This is a genomic window from Streptomyces sp. NBC_00631, from assembly GCF_045206895.1.
Lineage (GTDB): Bacteria > Actinomycetota > Actinomycetes > Streptomycetales > Streptomycetaceae > Streptomyces.
Genome location: NZ_CP107734.1, coordinates 6,763,001 through 6,782,296, shown reverse-complemented (window position 1 = coordinate 6,782,296; position 19,296 = coordinate 6,763,001). Strand labels below are relative to the sequence as shown.

The window sequence follows — 19,296 nt, the reverse complement described above, 5'->3', positions numbered from 1 at the left end:
TCCGCCCCGGCCCGGCACCACCGCCCCGTACCCGAACCGACTCGTACGACCCGCGGAACTCGCGTGACTCGCGGCATTGGCGGAACTCGCGGAACTCGCAGCACCCATAGGACTCGCGGAACTCGCAGAACTCACGGAAAGGAGACCCCGTGACCGCTTGGGAGGATCTCGTCACCACGGCCCTGCTGGGCACGGACCGGCGTCCGCCCGCGACCGGCGCACCCGGCCGCGAGGCTCCGGTGGCCCTGCTGGACGAGGCGGCCGTGGCGACCGTACGGCGACGGGCCGGGTTGCGTCCGGCACCGGCCGCGCGCCGCCCCGCACCGGCCCCCGAGGATCCGCGTCCCGCGCCGCCGGCCGCCGCGGCACGCAGGCTGGCGATGCTGCTGGCCGACCGTCCCGGCACCCCGTCCGGCGGCCGCCGGGGCACCTCGCCCGACCTGATGGAGCTGCTGCCCCAGTGGCTCGCGGCGGCCAACGCGCGTGGGTTCGCGGCACCCCCGCAGACGCTGCCCGCGCTGCTGGACGCGGCCCGGGGCCGTACCGACCTGCGGCCCGCCGCGCTGGCCTTCGCCGGACCGCGCGCCCTGTGGCTGGCGCGGCTCAACCAGGACTGGCGGTTCGCCCTGCGCGCGGCCCCGGGCGGCGGCGCGAGCCTGCCCGGCCCGGAGGACACCGACGCGATACGGGAGTTGTGGCAGGAGGGGCTGTTCGCCGAGCGGGTCGCGCTGTTGTCCGCACTACGGGCCCGTGCGCCCGAGGCGGCACGCGAGCTGCTGGCCGGGACCTGGGCGACGGAGCGGGCCGAGGACCGGCTGATGTTCCTCGACTCGCTGCGCACGGGGCTGGCCGACGGGGACGAGCCGTTTCTGGAGCAGGCCTTGTCGGACCGGAGCCGTAACGTGCGGACGACGGCGGCGGAGCTGCTGTCCGCGCTGCCCGGCTCGGCGCTCGCCGGGCGGATGGCGGTGCGGGCCGGGGCCTGCGTGGCGGTCGACCACACCGGGGACGGGCCGGCGATCGCGGTGGAGGCACCCCCGGAGTGTGACCCGGGGATGGAGCGGGACGGCGTCGTGGCCAAGCCACCGGCCGGGCGCGGTGAACGGTCCTGGTGGCTGGGCCAGTTGGTGGAGGCGGCCCCGCTCGCCGCGTGGCCGGCCCGGCTCGGTGGCCGTACGCCCGGGGAGATCGTGGCGTTGCCGGTGGCGGACGGCTGGCGGGGCGAGCTCCACGCGGCCTGGTGCCGGGCCGCCGTACGGCAGCGGGACGCCGAGTGGGCGAGAGCGCTGCTGGGGGTTCCGGCGGCACCGGAGGCGGGCGGTCCGGGCGCGGTGTCCCTGGCCGAGCGCGCCAAGCTGCTGGGCACACTGGAGAGCGGGGAGCGGGCCGGCTGGGTGGCCGGCTTCATCGCCGCGCACGGTCTGTCGGAGGCGTTCCAGCTGCTCGGCGTGTGCGCCGTACCGTGGTCCGCGCCGCTCGGCCGGTCCGTGGTGGACGCCCTCGACATCGCGCGGGACGCGGGGAGTTACCCGTGGAGCTTCAGCGGGGTGATGGGCCTGGCCGAGCGCTGCCTGGATCCCGCGGAAGCCGGCCGCCTGGACGCGCTCCTCGCGATACCGGACGAACGGGAGGACGCGTCACCGGGCGCCGGCGGCTACTGGGCGGAGGCGTTCCAGCGCCTGGTGACAACGCTGAGGCTGCGAGCGGCGATGCTCGCGGAGCTGGAACCCACCCCGTGGACGCATCCCGGTTGACGCGCCCCGCCAAGGCGCCCCGTCAGGGGCGCGGGGCTGTATGGAATGTGCGGCTACCGCCGCGTGGGCGCGACAAGCCACGACGACGCCGCACGCAAACGACGAGCACCCACCCGCAGCACCTGAACGCCGGCCCCCGACCCGCGGACTAGGCCTGGGTCGGCTGCCGCACGTTCTCCCGGACCCACTCCACGATCGATGCCGTCGTCGCCCCCGGCGTGAAGATCGCGGCGACGCCCTTCTCCTTGAGCGGGGCGATGTCGTCCTCGGGGATGATGCCGCCGCCGAAGACGAGGATGTCCTCGGCGTCACGCTCCTTGAGGAGGTCGATGACCGCGGCGAACAGCGTGTTGTGGGCGCCGGAGAGGATGGAGAGGCCGATGGCGTCGGCGTCCTCCTGGATGGCGGTGCCGACGATCTGCTCCGGCGTCTGATGGAGCCCCGTGTAGATGACCTCCATGCCCGCGTCGCGCAGCGCCCGCGCGATGACCTTGGCCCCGCGGTCGTGGCCGTCGAGCCCCGGTTTGGCCACCACCACACGGATCGGACCGGCTGCCACACCCATCACTGCCTCCATGACCATGAAACGAACACGCCAACATCCATCCGTACCGAGAAGTACCGCACATTCGGCGCGTTCCGCCACCCGTCCCAAGTGAACGAACGTTATCTCCAGCATCCCGCAACCGGCAGTTTCGCGGAGGTTACAGAGGGGGAAATCACACACAGCGGGACACGTCAGGGAGCCGCAGCGTGGTCCGCGGGGACAGCACGGGCACGCGACGCGGCAGGTCGTCGCACCCCGCCCGCCCCGCCGCCTCCGCCCGGCCTCCCCATGAGGGCACACGGGGGACGGAGCTGCCCTCGGCGTGCCGACAGGAGGTCGGCCGATGAAGGTCACCGAGGTACTGGAGCCCTTTCTCCCGTTCTGCCGCCGCCTCGTGCCCAGCAGGCTCGCCGGCCTGTCGCTGGCCCTCCTGAAGTCGACCGCCCTGGAGGCCGCGATCCTGGCCGGGCATCTGCTGCTCTACCCCACGGGTCTCACCCCGGAGCGCCGCCCGCCCGCCCCGCCGGTACCGACCGCGGAGCCCGACGGCACGGCCCGGCTGCCGGTTGCGGCGGCCCCGCCGGTCGTGCTGCTGCACGGCTTCATCGACAACCGCTCGGTCTTCGTCCTGCTGCGCCGCACCCTCGCGCAGCACGGCGGCCAGCGCGTCGAGTCGCTCAACTACTCACCGCTGACCTGCGACATCCGCACCGCCGCCGAACTGCTCGGCCGCCACATAGAGGAGATCTGCGAGCGCACCGGCTCCGGCCGGGTCGACATCGTCGGACACAGCCTCGGCGGGCTGATCGCGCGCTACTACGTCCAGCGCCTCGGCGGGGACCTGCGCGTCCGCACCCTGGTGACGCTCGGCACCCCGCACGCCGGCACCCGGGTGGTGCCGCTCGCGGACGCGCACCCGATCGTGCGGCAGATGCGCCCCGGTTCCCAGGTGATCGAGGAGCTGACCCGGCCCGCGCCCGGCTGCCGGACCCGGTTCGTGAGCTTCTGGAGCGACCTCGACTCGCTGATGGAGCCGGTGGAGACGGCCCGTATCGACCACCCGGATCTGATGGCGACGAACGTCCGGGTGACCGGTATCGGCCACCTCGCCCTGCCCGTCCACCCGGCGATCGCGACCGGCATACGGCAGGCCCTCGACGAAACACACCCGGAGGAGCGGGCAGTGGGCGGTCTGACGGTGGCCTGAGAGCGGCCACTTCGTCGAACGTTCCTCGAACACAAGGCCAAACCCGCGCCCGTCGTCCCCCGAAACACGGCCGAATGCCCGTTTCCCGAAACAGCGAAACCTGTTGAAGATTGTCGCGCCCGCATACCGCCGGGTACAGTCGCCGCACTGCTCTGGCAGCCCCTGTTGTCGAGGCGAAAGAGAAGTTGGTGAACGACCGTCACCCGTCGGGGACCATGACCACCCCGGCCCCGGCTTCCGACGCCGATCCGGCGCACTACGCGCCGTACGGCACCCAGGAAACCCAGTACGGCGACTTCACCGCGTACGGCGACCACACCGCCACCGGCGCCTCCTTCCACAGCGACCCACTCTTCGGCAGTCTGCCGGGTGAGGGCCAGGCCACCGGCGCGTACGACACCTCGCAGTGGCAGACGGCCGGCGGCCAGACCCTGAACTACGACCCGTACGCGGCCCAGCACCACGCCGCCTACGACTCCGGCGCCTACGACAGCACCGCGTGGACCGTTCCGGCGCAGGAGACGGTCGCCGACACCAGCGGCCACTGGGACGCGAACGCCTGGCTCCAGCCCGACCAGTCGGGCATGGCCGGTGCGACCCAGCAGTGGGAGTGGGGCACCCAGGCCTTCGACAGCGGGGTGTACGACGCCACGCAGTGGAACTCCGACGGCACCCCGGCGCAGACCGCCGAACCCGGGCACGAGCAGTACGGGGACTTCGAGGAGCACGGGGAGTCCCACGGGTTCGGGGAGTTCGAGGACTCCGCCGAGAACGTCCCGGACGGCGGGGAGCCGGCCGCCACCGGTGAACTACCTGCAGTAACGCCACTGCTGGAGGATCAGGAAGAGGTCACCCCGGCCGCTTCGGCGGCCGCGACCCGCGCCGGATCCCGCGCGGGGGCGCGTTCCCGCCGTCGTACGCCTCCCAAGCGGTCCGCGCTGCTGACCGTCGCCGTGCCCTCCGTGTGCGTGATGGGGGTCGCCGGGATCGCGGCCGCCTCCGTCGGCAGTCTGACCGACGACGGCAAGGACACCACGGCCTCCGCCTCCGACGCGCAGTCGGTGAAACCGTCCGCCGCCAACAGCAAGCTGGACGCCCAGCTGAGGACGCTCTCGGCGGGCGCCGACGACTTCGCCGACCGGGCCAGCCGGACACAGGAGCGGATCGACCTCAAGACCCAGCAGGAGACCGAGAAGAAGAAGGCGGCGGCGGAGGCGGCCCGCAAGGAGCGGCTGCGCCCGAAGTACGTGCTTCCGGTCACGCAGAAAGGGCTCAGCGCCTACTTCGGCCAGGCCGGCGTGAACTGGATGTCCGTCCACACGGGCATCGACTTCCCCGTCTCCTACGGCACGACGGTGATGGCCGCGACCGACGGCGTCGTCTCCACCAAGTGGAACAGCGCCTACGGCAACATGATGATCGTGACGGCGAAGGACGGCACGGAGACGTGGTACTGCCACCTCTCGTCGTACCGTGTCGCCGCCGGTACGACGGTGCAGGCCGGCGATCCGATCGCGTACTCCGGGAACTCCGGCAACTCGACCGGCCCGCACCTGCACTTCGAGGTGCGGCCGGCCGGCGGCGCCGCCATAGACCCGCTGCCCTGGCTGCGCAGCCACGGACTCGACCCGACCTGACCGGTACCGGTGGGCCCCGCCGCGGCGGGGCCCGGTCCAACGATCGAGAAGGCCAGAATCCTCGGGCTTCAGCCCGAGGAGCAAGTCAAAGCTTCTCCACCGGCGCGTACCGCAGCAGCAGCCGCTTCGGCTTGGTGTCGCCGAAGTCGATCGTCGCCTCCGCGTTGCCACCGGTGCCCTTCACCGCGACGACCGTGCCGAGGCCGAACTGGTCGTGGGTGACGCGGTCGCCGACGGCCAGCGAGACCACCGGCTTCTCCGAGGTCCGCCGGGTGGCGAAGCCGGACGCGCCCGACGCCGAGGAGCGCGAGCGGGTCGAGGAGAGCGAGGCCGCCACGCCCGCCGCGGGCCCGGCGGAGACCGGCGCCATCGCCCCGGTCCGCTTCCACTCCAGATACGCGCCCGGGATCTCCTCCAGGAAGCGCGAGGGCGGGTTGTACGACGGCTGGCCCCAGGCGCTGCGCATCGACGACCGGGTGAGGTACAGCCGCTCCCGCGCGCGTGTGATGCCGACGTAGGCGAGGCGCCGCTCCTCCTCCAGTTCCTTGGTCTGGCCGAGGGCGCGCATGTGCGGGAAGACGCCGTCCTCCATACCGGTCAGGAACACCACCGGGAATTCGAGGCCCTTGGCGGTGTGCAGGGTCATCAGGGTGATGACGCCGTCGCCGTTCTCGTCCTCGTCGGGGATCTGGTCGGAGTCGGCGACCAGGGCCACCCGCTCCAGGAAGTCGGCGAGTCCGCCCGACTGCTCGCCCTCGCCGGACTCCTGCTCGAACTCCAGTGCCACGGAGGCCAGTTCCTGGAGGTTCTCGATGCGGGTCTCGTCCTGGGGGTCCGTCGAGTTCTGCAACTCGGCCAGGTAGCCGGTGCGTTCGTAGATCGCCTCCAGGACCGTGGCGGGTCCTGCACCGGACTCCACGACCGTACGGAGGTCCTCCATCAGCGTGTTGAACCGCTTGACCGCGTTCGTCGACCGCGCGGCCATGCCGTACGCCTCGTCGACCCGCTTGAGCGCCTGCGGGAAGCTGATCTTCTCGCGCTGGGCGAGGGCGTCGATCATCGCCTCCGCGCGGTCGCCGATACCGCGCTTGGGCACGTTGAGGATGCGCCGGAGCGGGACCGAGTCCTCCGGGTTGGCCAGCACCCGCAGGTAGGCCAGGACGTCCCGGACCTCCTTGCGCTCGTAGAAGCGGACCCCGCCGACGACCTTGTAGGGCAGGCCGACGCGGATGAAGATCTCCTCGAAGACACGGGACTGCGCGTTGGTGCGGTAGAAGACGGCGACATCGCCCGCCTTCGCCTCGCCCGCGTCCGTCAGACGGTCTATCTCGTCGGCGACGAACTGCGCCTCGTCGTGCTCGGTGTCGGCGACGTATCCGGTGATCTGCGCGCCCGCGCCCGCGTTGGTCCACAGGTTCTTGGGGCGGCGGGACTCGTTGCGCTCGATGACCGCGTTGGCGGCGCTCAGGATCGTCTGCGTGGAGCGGTAGTTCTGTTCGAGGAGGATCGTCGTCGCGTTCGGGTAGTCCTCCTCGAACTGGAGGATGTTGCGGATCGTCGCGCCCCGGAAGGCGTAGATCGACTGGTCGGCGTCGCCCACGACGCACAGCTCGGCGGGCTCCAGGTCCTGCTCGCCGGGCGGGGTGTTCTCATCGTGTGCGCGGGTGCCGACCAGCTCGCGGACGAGGGCGTACTGGGCGTGGTTGGTGTCCTGGTACTCGTCGACCAGGACGTGCCGGAAGCGGCGATGGTAGTGCTCGGCGACGTCCGGGAAGGCGCGCAGCAGGTTGACCGTCGTCATGATCAGGTCGTCGAAGTCGAGGGCGTTCGCCTCGCGCAGCCGCGACTGGTAGAGGGCGTACGCCTGAGCCAGGGTCTTCTCGAAGCCGTCGCTCGCCTGGGCGGCGAAGTCCTCCTCGTCGATCAGCTCGTTCTTGAGGTTGCTGATCTTGGCGCTGAAGGACTTGGGCGGGTAGCGCTTGGGGTCGAGGTCCAGGTCGCGGCAGACCAGGGCCATCAGGCGCTTGGAGTCGGCCGCGTCGTAGATCGAGAAGGAGGAGGTGAAGCCGAGCTTCTTGCTCTCCCTGCGCAGGATCCGGACGCAGGCGCTGTGGAACGTCATCACCCACATCGCGTTCGCGCGCGGGCCGACGAGGTGCTCGACACGCTCCTTCATCTCACCGGCGGCCTTGTTGGTGAAGGTGATCGCGAGGATCTGGCCCGGGTGCACCTGGCGCGCGCCGAGCAGGTGGGCGATGCGGTGGGTGAGCACGCGCGTCTTGCCGGAACCGGCGCCGGCCACGATGAGCAGCGGGGAGCCGGCGTGCACGACGGCCGCCCGCTGGTTGTCGTTCAGCCCCTCCAGGAGCGCGGCCGGGTCCAGGGCCGGGCGGGCCGCGCCGTCGCGGTAGTAGGCGTCCCGGTCCGGGGGCGCGTCGAACTGCCCGCCGAACAGATCGTCCGGAACCGACTCCGGAGCGTGCTCGTCCTCGGGCGGCGGCGGGGGTTCCTCGTCGTGGCCGCGAGGGGCCTGGAGGCTCGCCAGGAAGCTGTCGTCAAAGAGGCTGCTCATCGCTCTCCGAGTCTAGGGCGCCCCACCGACAACCGGTCGCCGCCCCGAAAACTCGCCCGGGTGACCGGGCGGATCCACTCCGTCACGGCCGGTCGAAGCGTGTCCCGGAACCGGGAGCGTCCACCGCGGGCCGTTCCGTTCTTGCGGACAAGCCGCCCATAACTTCCCCGATCACCCTGCCCGGACGGACCTCAACACCAAGGTCACGAAAATGTATCGGGCATATCGCACATCAACCTTCACACGGGCCACACGAGTTGGCTAGCGTGCCGGGCAGGCCGTACGACCCCCACCGGCGAACGTCGCCGGGCCGCACGGCCTCCGCCGAGTCCGGGGCGCCGCCGCGCATCCGGAGCCGGGGACCCACACCGACCTTGGGGTGAATCGGTCCCAACTCCCCACCGGGGAGAACACCGTAGGGCAACCCTTCCGAACCACCCGCCCGAACCCGACAGCTAACTCGGTAGGCGGAGCGTGGAAGGAGTCGCCTCAGTTGGCGTCGCACCGCAAGTCCCGCCCGTCCGCAACGCGCGTAGCAGGCATACGCACCCCCGCCCTGGCCACCGCCGCCCTCACTTCCGTGGCCCTGCTCTCCCAGACGGCCAACGCCGCGCCGTCCGCGGACGGCAAGCCCAGCCTGGAGGAGGTCGAGAAGAAGGTCGACGATCTGTACCGGCAGGCGGAGTCGGCCACCGAGAAGTACGACGCGGCCAAGGAGAAGACCGGCAAGCAGCGCAAGCACGTCGACACCCTGCTCGACGACGTCGCCAAGCGCACGGACCGGCTCAACAAGGCGCGTGAGGAGCTGGGCTCGTTCGCCGCCGCCCAGTACCGGACCGGGACCGAGGTCCCCCAGACGGCGACCTTCCTGCTCGCGAACGATCCGCAGGACTACTTCGACCAGTCGCAGCTGATGGGCCGACTGACCTCGCGCCAGAAGGACGCGGTCGACGATTACGTCACACAGCAGTCCGCGACCATGAAGAAGCGGCAGGAAGCCGCCAAGAGCCTCCAGACGCTCACCGAGACGCAGGACGACCTCAAGACCGCCAAGACCACCGTCCAGGCGAAGCTGACCTCCGCGCGGGAGCTGCTGTCGCAGCTGACGGCCGCGGAGAAGGCACGGCTGGCGGCGATCGAGAAGCGCCGGCAGGAGGAGGCGGCCCGCAAGGCGGCGGAACTGGCGAAGCAGCAGGCCGCGACCGCCGACCAGGAAACGTCCTCGGCCTCGACGTCGGGCGGTTCCTCTTCCGGATCCGACTCCGCTTATGCCACGAAGGCCGCCAAGGCGATCGCCTTCGCCCGCGCGCAGATCGGCAAGCCGTACGTCTGGGGCGCCACCGGTCCCGGCTCCTACGACTGCTCCGGGCTCTCCCAGGCCGCCTGGAAGGCCGCGGGCGTCTCCCTGCCGCGTACCACCTACGACCAGGTGAACGCCGGCACCACCGTCCCCCTCGCCGAAGCCCAGCCCGGCGACCTGGTCTTCTTCTACGACGACGTCAGCCACGTCGGCATCTACATCGGCAACGGCATGATGATCCACGCCCCGAAGCCCGGCGCGTACGTCCGGGAGGAGTCGATCTACTACGGGGGCGAGTCGATCATCCACAGCGTGGTACGCCCGGCCTGACCGGACGGCCTGACCCGAGGGGTCGCCCACCGGCCTTCAGCGCTCCCGTCCCGCGACCGCGCGGTTTTCGGACCGCACGCGCGCGTGCCCCGTTCACCCGATGGCCGACTCTCCCTAGCATCAGGGACATGTCCGGCATCTCGCCCTTCCGCGCCTGGTGGGCGCAGCGTCCGCCGGCCGCCGGGGCCGCTGTGATGGCCACCGGCATCATGTCGATGGGGTTGCACCTGGTGGGCGCGGAGAGCGTGTCCAGGGTGGCGCTGGTGCTGGCCTGCGCGATGTGGCTGGCGCTGGCCGCGGACTTCGTCGCACGGCTGGTGCTCGACCGTCGGCAGTGGGCGGCTCAGGCGCGGACGCCGGGCGCGCTCACCGCCGTGGCCGCGACGGCGGTGCTGGGGACGCGGTTCTCGGCGCTCGGGTGGCAGCTCCCCGCCGAGGCTCTGCTGGCGCTGTCGATGGTGCTGTGGCTGCCGTTGCTGATCCCGGTCGTGAACAACTGGAAGCCGCGCATGCCCGGTGCCGTCTTCCTCGCCTGTGTGGCCACGCAGGGACCGGCCGTGCTGGGAGCGACGCTGGCGGCGGCCGTCACGACGGCGTGGCTCGCGCACCTCTCGCTGGTCCTCTTCTGGCTGGGCCTGGCGATGTACGGGCTCGCCGTGCCCCGGTTCGCGTGGCGGCAGATCGCCGAGGGGCCCGGCGACCAGTGGGTGGCGGGCGGTGCGCTCGCCATCTCCGCGCTGGCCGGGGCGCGCCTGCTGGCCGCCGACAGCGCGCGGCTGTACCTGTGGAACGACGACGACAGCGGTGTCCTGCGCACGGTGACGGTGGCGCTGCTGGTCCTGGACCTGGCCTGGTACGTCGTCCTGCTGGCCGCGGAGGTGGCGTGGCCCCGGCCCCGCTACGACATGCGCCGCTGGGCGACGGTGTTCCCGATGGGCATGACGGCCACGGCGACACTGTCGGTCGCGACCGCCGTCGGCGGAGCGTGGCTGAAGTGGCCCGGGCGGGTGCTGGTGTGGGTCACGGTGGCGGCCTGGCTGGCGGTGGCGGCCGGCGCGGTGACGGCCGCCCGCGCCACCCTCAGGAAGACCCGCTGAGGAGCACGCAAGCGACGGGGCTCACGTCCACAGGACGGCGATGAAGATGTTCACCATGGTGAGCAGGCCCACCAGGCCGAAGGCGCCCTTTTCCACCTTCTCGTCGTCCCGTTTCACGTAGACGAGACCGAGGATGACGATCAGCAGGGCGAGCTTCACACCGATCTTGACGGTGTTGACGTGGTGGTCGTCCGCCTCGTTGAGGCCGACCAGGATCACGCCGGTCGCGAGCATGGTGAACGCGCCGTGCAGCATCCCGGGGACGAACCGGGCGGTGCCCTGGCCCATCGCCTTCATCTGGGTGAGGAAGCCGCCGAGGAGCGCGGCGATGCCGATGATGTGCAGGCCGACGAAGAGATGGATGAGTACGTCCATGGCCCCGGAGCCTAATCAGGGCCGTCCGGGGCACCGGGCACCGGCCCCTCCCTCGGCGCTCGCCCGCACCGCATATATGCACCCCATAGCACTCCGTGTCCCCCGCCAGCCCCGGAACTGCCGCTTCGGTCATCCCGCCCCGAGAAGCCGACGGCTCCGGACCGGAATCCCGTCCACATACCGTCGGGTAACGATCCGGTCACGCCAATTCCGTGCATCGCATTACCAAGCGGACACACTCGGGCCTAGCGTCCTCCCCCAGGTGACCGACTCCCCACCGCCGCCCGGGCCAGGGGCGGCAGTCGGACGCCACCACCGAGAAGGTCCGGCGGCGGTCCGCTTCCCCTGCGCGGGCCGCCGCCGGACGCGCACTCCGCACTCCCCCGCGGCCGTACGGGCGCTCCCCTGGCGTTCGCGCGGACGAGACGGCGGTCGTACGAAAGGACGGGACAGTACAGGTGGCAGCGCACCGCAAGCCCCGACAGCGCTCGCTCAGCGGCAACACGGCCCGCGCGGCCGCCACCCTCGCCCTGGCGGGCGCGGCCACCGCGACGGCTTTCGACGGGACCGGGAACGCCGAGCCGCAACTGACACCGGCGCAGGTGAAGGCCAAGGTGGACCAGCTGTACCAGGAGGCCGAGGCGGCCACTCAGAAGTACGACGGAGCGAAGGACAAGGCGGACACGGCACAGCGGCGGCTGAAGTCGCTGCAGGACGAGGCCGCCCGCGCGCAGGAGAAGCTCAACTCCGCCCGGGACGCGCTCGGTTCCGTTGCGGCCGCGCAGTACCGCGACGGCGGCATCGATCCGTCCTGGCAGCTGGCGCTGTCCAGCGACCCCGACCAGTACCTGGACGACGCGGCGTTCGCCGAGCGGGCCGGCGACCGGCAGGCCGGTGCGGTGGCGCGGGTACGCGGGCAGCTGCGGGAGATCGAGCAACTGCGCGGCGCGGCGCACGTGGAGCTGACCTCGCTACGGTCCCGGCAGGCCGAGCTGAAGCGGCAGAAGGCCGCCATCAACGGCAGGCTCGGCGAGGCCCGGCGACTGCTGGACCGGCTGTCGCCGGGGCAGCGGGCGGCGGACGACGGCACCGGACGCGCCTCACGCTCGGCGTCGGACGCCCGCGCCCCGCTGACCGCCGGCAGCGTCGCCGCCACCGACTCCCGCGCGGCGGCCGCCGTCGCCTACGCCTACGCCAAGCTCGGCAGCCCTTACGTCTGGGGCGCGACCGGCCCCGACGCCTTCGACTGCTCGGGCCTCGCCCAGGCCGCCTACCGCTCCGCCGGCGTCTCCATCCCCCGCACCACCTATGCCCAGATCAACGCCGGCCGCCGCGTCTCGCGCTCCGAACTCCAGCCGGGCGACCTGGTGTTCTTCTACTCCGGCATCAGTCACGTCGGCATCTACATCGGCAACGGCGAGATGATCCACGCGCCCAACCCGTCGGCGCCGGTGCGGATCGCCCCGATCGACGAGATGCCGTTCGCGGGGGCCACGCGGGTCGTGTGAGCCCCACCCGAGTCCCGGTCAGCCGGCGGCGCGGCGGGCGTCCGCGCGGCCCGGTCTCAGACCAGGCGGCGCGCCGTCGCCCAGCGGGTCAGCTCGTGCCGGTTCGACAGCTGCAACTTCCGCAGCACCGCCGACACATGGGACTCGACCGTCTTGACGGAGATGAACAGCTGCTTTGCGATCTCCTTGTAGGCGTAGCCGCGGGCGATCAGGCGCAGCACCTCACGCTCGCGCTGGGTGAGGCGGTCGAGGTCCTCGTCGACCGGCGGGGCGTCGGTGGAGGCGAACGCGTCCAGCACGAACCCGGCGAGCCGCGGGGAGAAGACGGCGTCGCCCTCCTGGACCCGGAAGATCGAGTCGACCAGGTCGGTGCCGGTGATCGTCTTGGTGACATAGCCGCGGGCGCCGCCGCGGATCACGCCGATCACGTCCTCGGCCGCGTCCGACACGGACAGCGCGAGGAAGCGCACCGGCTGCTCGGCGTCCGCCATCAACGGGGCGCACCGGCGCAGCACTTCGACCCCGCCGCCGCCCGGCAGGTGCACGTCCAGCAGGACCACCTCGGGGCGGGTCGCGGTGATCACCGAGACCGCCTGGTCGACGTCGGCGGCCTCGCCGACCACCTCGACGCCGGTCTGCTCGGTCTGGCCGATCTCGGCCTGGACGCCGGTCCGGAACATCCGGTGGTCGTCGACGAGGACCACGCGCACCCGACGCCCGGCCTTCTCCGCGCCTTCCGCCGGGCCGTTCGCCTCGGTCGCGTCGCTCATGACGTCTTCTCCGCCCTCTCCATCTCCAGCTCGACCTCCGTGCCGCCGCCCGGCACGGACCGCAGCCGTGCGGTGCCGCCGTGGCGCTCCATGCGGCCGATGACCGATTCTCTGACACCCATGCGGTCGGCGGGTATCGACTCCAGGTCGAAGCCGGGACCGCGGTCGCGGACGGACACGAAGACCGTCCTGCCCTCGACTTCGGCGTAGACCTGGACGGCGCCGCCCTCGCCACCGTACTTGGCCGCGTTGACCATCGCCTCGCGCGCGGCCTGCATCTGCGCGCTCGTCCGCTCGTCGAGCGGGCAGTCCCCGACGACCACGACCTCGATGGGGACGCCGTGCTTGTCCTCCACCTCCGCCGCGTTGCGCCGGACCGCGTCGGCGAGGGTGGCGGGTTCGTCGGCCTCCTCCTTGCCGGTGCCCTCGGGCTTGTAGAGCCAGGTGCGCAGGTCGCGCTCCTGGGCGCGGGCGAGGCGGCGCACCTCGCCCGCGTTCTCCGCGTTGCGCTGGATCAGAGTGAGGGTGTGCAGCACGGAGTCGTGGACATGGGCGGCGACCTCGGCGCGCTCCTGTGCGCGGATGCGCATCAGCCGCTCCTCGGACAGGTCCTGGGTCATCCGCACGAGATAGGGACCGGCGAGCAGCGTGATGCCGACGAGCACGGCGAGGGCGGCCTGGAGCACCGCGCCGATGTGCGCGGCGGAGCCCTGCATGACGAAGACGCCCGAGACGCCCGCGGTGACGAGCAGGACGCCGACGCCCGCGCGCAGCAGGGTGAGCGTACGGCGCCGGCTGCCGACCTCGACCCAGCGGGCCCGGCGGGCGTTGTCCGCCTGGCGCCAGACGAGGGCGACACCGGCGGCGACCAGGACCGCGGGAACGAGATAGGCCTTGGCGCCGCTGGTCAGGTTGACGCTGCCCACGAACACCATGGACACGACGACCATGAGGAGAAGGGCGACGATCTGACCCCGGTCCGGTCTGCGGGCGACCAGCCTGCGTCGGCCGTCCGCCAGGGTCTCGGTGGCGACCAGGGACGGCGGCTTCTGGCCACCGACCCCGCCGACGCCGAGGGGCACGAAGAACCAGAACGCGGCGTACAGCAGTGCTCCGAGGCCGTTGGCCATGAACAGGCCGACGAAGACGAGCCGCACCCAGACCACGGGCAGCCCGAGATGCCCGGCGAGGCCCCGCGCCACTCCGCCGAGCCAGCGACCGTCGCTGCTGCGGTAGAGCTTGCGCGGCGGCCGCGGGTCGTCGAGGGGCGCTGCTGCGGCTTCCGGCATGCCATCGATGTTCACACGCCCGGAGTTGCGGAGCATCAGGGTCGACCCCCGAGACTCCCCTGATCTTCGGTTTTTCCCCGGCTCTGGGGCGCCGCGGTGCCGTTCGAACGGTTCCCGGTCCGGTCTCGGGGCCGATTTCAGGGTTCGGCCAGGGTCATCCCGACTGCCGTTGCGGCGGCACGGCCGTCACCATTGACTCATGACTGATCACGAGCACGCCGCGACGGGTCCGGGACCCGGCCCCGGCCCGCGGCCCGCAGCGGGCGCCGGGCCGTCGGATGCCGCGCCCGCCGCGACGGAGACGGCCGCGGCGGGGGCCGACGCCCCCGGCGCCGGTGCGGAAGCCGTCGACGCGGCCTCCGCCCGGTTCCGGCGCGACCGCCGGCACAAGATGATCGCGGGTGTGTGCGCGGGGCTCGGGCGCCACACCGACCTGGACCCGGTGATCTTCCGCATCACGCTGGCCGTACTGGCCGCGACCGGCGGCATCGGCCTCCTCTTCTACGGCTTCGCCTGGCTCTTCGTGCCGTACGAGGACGACGAGGAGAACGAGGTCCGCAAGCTGCTGACCGGCCGGGTCGACGGCCAGGCCCTGGCGGCCGTGCTGTTCGCGCTGGTCGGCTGCGGAGTGCTGCTGACGATGATCAAGAACGGCCAGGTGCTGGCGTTCGCCGTCGTCCTCTCCCTGCTGCTGGCCGGTGCCGGGTACTGGTCGCGGCACCGCGGCGCCCCGGACCCCGACCCGCTCTCCGCGCAGGCGGTCGCCGACGCCCCGCCGGAGGCCCAGGCACCACCGATCCCGGTCTCCTACCCGTCGTGGTGGCGTGACCCGATCGTCAAGGACGGCACGCATGTCGGCGGCACCGGCTATCTGTGGGGCCCGGCCGACACCCGCGGCCCGGACGCCCCGGGACTCGACTTCCGGCTGAGTACCCCATGGGTCCACGGCCAGGACGTCCGCGCCCGGCAGAGCCCGCCCCCCAAGCCGCGCGGACCGCGCTGGATCGGCGGCTGGATCTTTCTGTGCGCCCTGCTGGCGGGCGGTCTGGGCACGGGCCTGTCGTGGAACACGCACCCGTTGGGGACCACCCTGCAGGCCGGTCTGGCCTGCGCGCTGATCGTGTTCGGGCTGGGGACGGCGCTCAGCTCGTTCCTCGGCCGCACCGGGGCCGGCTCGCTGTTCCTGGCGCTGGTCACCGCGGCCCTGCTGGCCGGCGCGACCGCCCTGCCGTCGGACATCAGCACCCACTGGACACGGGCGTCCTGGACCCCCGCCACGGCGGCGGACGTGTCGCCGAAGTACGACCTCGGGACGGGCGTGGCCACGCTGGACCTGAGGCACATACGCATCGCCAAGGAACAGACGGTGGCGACGTCGGCCGAGGTGGGCGCGGGCCAGTTGAAGATCGTCGTCCCCGCGGACGTGACCGTGTGGATGAGCATCGACGTGGGGGTGGGCGACATCCAGTTGCCCGGTGACGACAAGAAGGACGTGGACGTGGAGCCGGGCAGGCACAAGGACGTGACGCTGCCGCCGACGAGCGGTGCGAAGAACGCGGGGACGCTCGACCTGGATCTCCAGGTCGGCGCGGGACAGGTGGAGGTGACCCGTGCTGCGGCATGAGTTCCAGCCCGGACGGCTGGTCGTCGGCGTCTTCCTGACGGGGGCGGGGATCGCCTACGCCGGGGACGCGGGCGGCTGGTGGGACACCGAGTGGTTCGCGGTCATCCCCGTGATGGTGGTCGGCCTCTTCCTCGCAGGTGTGACCGCGGCCCTGACCCGGGCGATACGCAGGCGCCGCGGCACACCGGAGGGCTAGGAGAGGGTCAGGAGGCCGCTAGAGGCCCAGCGAAGACCGTGCGGAGCGGTGTCGGCGTCGGGCGCGGAGCATAGCGTCCAGGGAGAGGTAGGGGGCGCCGGCGAGGACCAGGGGCAGCCAGGCCATCAGGTAGGCGAGGTCGTTGCCGTAGTAGTACGGGGAATTGGCCCAGCTCACGGTCAGCCAGAGGCTGAGCGAGATGAGCGCGCCCCCGAGTGCGGCCAGGCGGGCCAGCAGGCCGAAGAAGGTGCCGAGGCCCACGGCGAGCTCGCCGATGGCGATCGCGGTGCCGAAGCCGACGGGGTTCTTCAGGGCCAGGTCGACCAGGGCCGGGATCGCGGCGGAGTCATGGACCGCGCGCATGGTGTCGCCGATGGACCCGGACCCGCCGGATTTCAGGAAGGCGCTGTCGGTCAGCTTGTCCAGGCCGGCGTAGATGAAGGTGACGCCCAGGAAGATCCGCAGAGGGAGGAGGGCGTATCGGGTGGCGGTGTCGCGCAGTCCGCGGTCGCCGTCGAGATACGGGGTGTGCGTGTCCGAACGAGTGCTGTGAGTCATCGTCAGTAGCCGCCTCTCGCCGCTGTGCCCAGGCCCCTCAACAGACCATACGTACGACAACCGCGCCCCGCTCAACCCTCTCCCGGACGTTTTTCCGAATTTCGGCCGGACCGAGACACCCGTGAGGGCGGCGAAAGAAGGGCGAGGAGGGCCGGACGGGACCCGACCCGCGCGTCAGTCCGTCACCTCGACCACGCACCGGTTGGTCGCCACGCCGGCCGCCGTCACCACCTGGACCTCGACGGAGCCGGGCTCCACGTCGGCCGGGACCGGGACGGTGAGGACGTGGTCCGTGGGGTTGCTGAAGCCGCCGGTGACGGGGACCAGCGGGACGTGGACGTGGACGGCGCCGATGCGGACGACCATGCGGGAGAGACGGTCGGCGCTCTGGGCGCCGGGCGGGACGAAGCCGGTGCCGCGGATCTCGATGTCGTCGCCCGTACGGATCGGGGCGTCCAGGTCACCGGCCTCGCGGGCGCGGACGACGGAGAGGATCACCGGGCGGCCGCCCTCGGCGTACTTGCCGGCCAGGTAGGTCGCGGCGGAGATCAGGACCACCGTCGCGAGGCCCCAGGGCAGGTCGGGGAGCTGATCGGGGCGGCGGGCGAGCCGTACGGCGGCGAAGAGCAGGGCGACGGCGCCGATGACGACGTACTGGATGTCGGCGAAGGTGCCGCGGCCGGCGTCGTCGGTGAGCAGGTCCGCGGCGCGGGGGCGGTGGGCGCGCACCTTCTGCAGGCGCTGGCCGGCGACGCGCAGGCCGACCACCCGGCGCACCAGGACCGCGATGCCGCAGACCACGGCGAGAACGGTCACCACACCGGCGCCGCGCGCGAGGTCCAGGCCGGAGATCAGGGCGTCGCGTTCGGCGGGCGAGGAGGCGGCGGCCAGGCGGCCGGCCAGGACGAGGACGGCGTAGACGACGAAGAGGACCCAGGAGGCGGCGACGGTGCGGGAGGTGGACAGGCGGTTGTCCTCGCCGATGACGGGGGCGAGGACCCCGCCGCGCGAGCGGTGGAACCAGGAGGCGGCGGTGAGGGCGAGGGCCGTGATCAGGGCCGCGAGCAGGCCGGCGGTGCGGGCGCTGGTCCAGCCCGCTCCGACGGCGGTGAGGGACTGGGTGAGGAGCATGATCACGACGGCTGCCCAGACGGTGCACGCGGTGCGCAGCCAGAGGCGGGCGAGCCAGGCCTCGCCCTCGGCGCGGCCGCGTTCGGCGACCAGGTCGGCGGACTGGGTGAGTTCCTCGGAGACCCACTGGCGGGAGGCGGAGACCGAGTGGGCCACCGCCGCGGGCAGCCCCTGGCCGGCCGCGAACTCTTCGCGTTTGAGGAGGAATTCGGCCATCGCCCGCCGGTGTCCCTCGCGTGCCCCGTGCGGACAGTCCCCGCACGCGCAGCCGCCCCTGTGGACACCCGAACCGGTGCCCTGCCTCGCCTCCTGCACCGCCACGCCCGACGCCTGCCTTCCCCACGCCCGGGGCACGACCCGCAGGGCCCTCCCCGGGGCCGGACGGCGTCGTGCAACTCCCTTGTGTCGAGAGCGAATTGTGCCCTACGCCACGCCCTTCGCGTTCAGTGGGCCGGTCACGACGAGTGAAGGTACGGCAGACATGTTGACCCGGCTGCGAGAATTTCCCCATGGCCGAGATCATCCAGCGGGACGGGACCTGGGCCTTCGACGGCAGCATCCTCCGGATCACACCGGGACGCCACCGTTGCGTACCGCTGTTCCGGCAGACCTACGGGGAGATCGCCGTACCCCTGGAAGCGGTGGCGGGGGTGGTGTACGAGCCGGAGCGCAGGCGGGGGCGGCTGAGGATGCGGCTGCGCGAGGGTGCGGACCCGTTGTTGCAGGCGACGGGCGGGCGGCTGCCGGAGGCGGCGGATCCGTACCGGCTGACGGTGGACGGGGACCGGTCCGGGGTGGCCGAGTACGTCGCGGCGGAGATCCGGCAGTCGCTGCTGCTGGACCAGGTCCCGAAGGAGCCGACGAAGACGTATCTGCTGCCGGGGCCGCCGGTACCGGTGTCGGTGCGGTCCTCGGACGGCACGGTGTCGTTCGACGGTACGCAGGTGCGCATCGACTGGGCCGACACCTCAGGCCGGGTCAAGCGGGCGACCGGGCCCCGGATCATCGGCGTCGGCGATCTGGTGCGGGTGGAGTGGCTGCCCAACTCCGGCTACGCGGACGGCTTCCTGCGGTTCGTGACCCGGGAGACGGTGTTCTCGAAGCTGCCGGCCGAGCGCGACCCGTACGCCCTCGACCTGTGGGGAAGTGTCCGCCGCGACCTGCTGACGGCGCTGGTCGCGGCGGCGGTAACGGCCCGGCTGCCGCATCCGTCGACCCGGCCGGGCCCGGAGTACGCCGACCGGGACCGACCCCCGGTCACCGTGCCGCGTCAGTCGGCCGACCACCACGACGTCCTGTTGCGCAGGCTGCGGGAGCTGGGCGAGCTGCACCGGGACGGGGTGCTCACCGACGAGGAGTTCGCGCTGACGAAGGCGGCCGTGCTGCGGAGCCTGTGAGCCG

Annotated in this window: 16 protein-coding genes and 1 riboswitch; of the genes, 9 read left to right on the top strand and 7 right to left on the bottom strand. The window is 72.2% G+C overall.

Features of this window, described 5'->3' with window-relative positions; genetic code table 11:
* Positions 1–149 precede the first annotated feature (149 nt).
* Positions 150–1,754: a DUF5691 domain-containing protein gene (locus tag OHB00_RS31255; protein WP_406439636.1), complete on the top strand. Its 1,605-nt coding sequence runs from the start codon at positions 150–152 to the stop codon at positions 1,752–1,754.
* 148 nt (positions 1,755–1,902) lie between these two features.
* On the opposite strand, the gene OHB00_RS31250 is transcribed toward OHB00_RS31255, so the two are convergent.
* Positions 1,903–2,319, bottom strand: coding sequence for a cobalamin B12-binding domain-containing protein (locus OHB00_RS31250; RefSeq protein WP_406439634.1), 417 nt, complete (start codon positions 2,317–2,319; stop codon positions 1,903–1,905).
* A gap of 325 nt (positions 2,320–2,644) precedes the next feature.
* On the opposite strand from OHB00_RS31250, the gene OHB00_RS31245 reads away from it, so the two are divergent.
* Positions 2,645–3,508 carry an esterase/lipase family protein gene (locus OHB00_RS31245; RefSeq protein ID WP_406439632.1) on the top strand — a complete coding sequence of 288 codons (864 nt, stop codon included), beginning with the start codon at positions 2,645–2,647 and terminating at the stop codon, positions 3,506–3,508.
* Between the two features lie 188 nt (positions 3,509–3,696).
* Positions 3,697–5,145, top strand: a complete 1,449-nt coding sequence (locus tag OHB00_RS31240) for a M23 family metallopeptidase (RefSeq protein WP_406439631.1) — start codon at positions 3,697–3,699, stop codon at positions 5,143–5,145.
* Between the two features lie 85 nt (positions 5,146–5,230).
* Here the strand turns inward: OHB00_RS31240 and pcrA are convergent, their stop codons facing one another.
* Positions 5,231–7,717, bottom strand: coding sequence for a DNA helicase PcrA (gene pcrA, locus OHB00_RS31235; protein WP_406439630.1), 2,487 nt, complete (start codon positions 7,715–7,717; stop codon positions 5,231–5,233).
* Positions 7,718–8,029: 312 nt separating this feature from the next.
* Positions 8,030–8,203, top strand: a riboswitch (cyclic di-AMP (ydaO/yuaA leader).
* A 7-nt stretch (positions 8,204–8,210) separates the two neighbouring features.
* On the opposite strand from pcrA, the gene OHB00_RS31230 reads away from it, so the two are divergent.
* Positions 8,211–9,347 carry an NlpC/P60 family protein gene (locus OHB00_RS31230; RefSeq protein WP_406439629.1) on the top strand — a complete coding sequence of 379 codons (1,137 nt, stop codon included), beginning with the start codon at positions 8,211–8,213 and terminating at the stop codon, positions 9,345–9,347.
* 128 nt (positions 9,348–9,475) lie between these two features.
* Positions 9,476–10,444, top strand: coding sequence for a tellurite resistance/C4-dicarboxylate transporter family protein (locus OHB00_RS31225; protein WP_406439627.1), 969 nt, complete (start codon positions 9,476–9,478; stop codon positions 10,442–10,444).
* 21 nt (positions 10,445–10,465) lie between these two features.
* Here OHB00_RS31225 and OHB00_RS31220 read toward each other — a convergent pair whose 3' ends face one another.
* Positions 10,466–10,819, bottom strand: a complete 354-nt coding sequence (locus OHB00_RS31220; RefSeq protein ID WP_365700879.1) for a hypothetical protein — start codon at positions 10,817–10,819, stop codon at positions 10,466–10,468.
* Positions 10,820–11,277: 458 nt separating this feature from the next.
* Between OHB00_RS31220 and OHB00_RS31215 the strand changes: the two genes are divergently transcribed.
* Complete coding sequence (locus tag OHB00_RS31215; protein WP_406439625.1) at positions 11,278–12,327, top strand: NlpC/P60 family protein; 1,050 nt, start codon at positions 11,278–11,280, stop codon at positions 12,325–12,327.
* A gap of 56 nt (positions 12,328–12,383) precedes the next feature.
* Here OHB00_RS31215 and OHB00_RS31210 read toward each other — a convergent pair whose 3' ends face one another.
* The gene (locus tag OHB00_RS31210; protein WP_351491342.1) at positions 12,384–13,097 is read right to left on the bottom strand and encodes a response regulator transcription factor; all 714 of its coding nucleotides are present in this window, start codon (positions 13,095–13,097) and stop codon (positions 12,384–12,386) included.
* Positions 13,094–14,386, bottom strand: coding sequence for a PspC domain-containing protein (locus OHB00_RS31205; protein WP_406439623.1), 1,293 nt, complete (start codon positions 14,384–14,386; stop codon positions 13,094–13,096). The genes OHB00_RS31210 and OHB00_RS31205 overlap by 4 nt, the downstream gene beginning before the upstream one ends.
* Positions 14,387–14,585: 199 nt before the next feature.
* Between OHB00_RS31205 and OHB00_RS31200 the strand changes: the two genes are divergently transcribed.
* The gene (locus OHB00_RS31200) at positions 14,586–16,010 is read left to right on the top strand and encodes a PspC domain-containing protein (RefSeq protein ID WP_406439622.1); all 1,425 of its coding nucleotides are present in this window, start codon (positions 14,586–14,588) and stop codon (positions 16,008–16,010) included.
* On the top strand, positions 15,997–16,206 hold the full coding sequence (locus OHB00_RS31195) for a hypothetical protein (RefSeq protein ID WP_406439621.1): 210 nt from the start codon (positions 15,997–15,999) through the stop codon (positions 16,204–16,206). The genes OHB00_RS31200 and OHB00_RS31195 overlap by 14 nt, the downstream gene beginning before the upstream one ends.
* Before the next feature lie 18 nt (positions 16,207–16,224).
* On the opposite strand, the gene OHB00_RS31190 is transcribed toward OHB00_RS31195, so the two are convergent.
* On the bottom strand, positions 16,225–16,764 hold the full coding sequence (locus OHB00_RS31190) for a DoxX family protein (RefSeq protein ID WP_406439619.1): 540 nt from the start codon (positions 16,762–16,764) through the stop codon (positions 16,225–16,227).
* Positions 16,765–16,938: 174 nt separating this feature from the next.
* Entirely contained in the window at positions 16,939–18,216 is a 1,278-nt protein-coding gene (locus OHB00_RS31185; protein WP_406439617.1) for a hypothetical protein, read from the bottom strand.
* Positions 18,217–18,404: 188 nt separating this feature from the next.
* On the opposite strand from OHB00_RS31185, the gene OHB00_RS31180 reads away from it, so the two are divergent.
* A complete protein-coding gene (locus tag OHB00_RS31180; protein ID WP_406439615.1) occupies positions 18,405–19,292 on the top strand; it encodes a DUF4429 domain-containing protein in 888 nt (295 codons plus the stop codon).
* Positions 19,293–19,296: the final 4 nt, after the last annotated feature.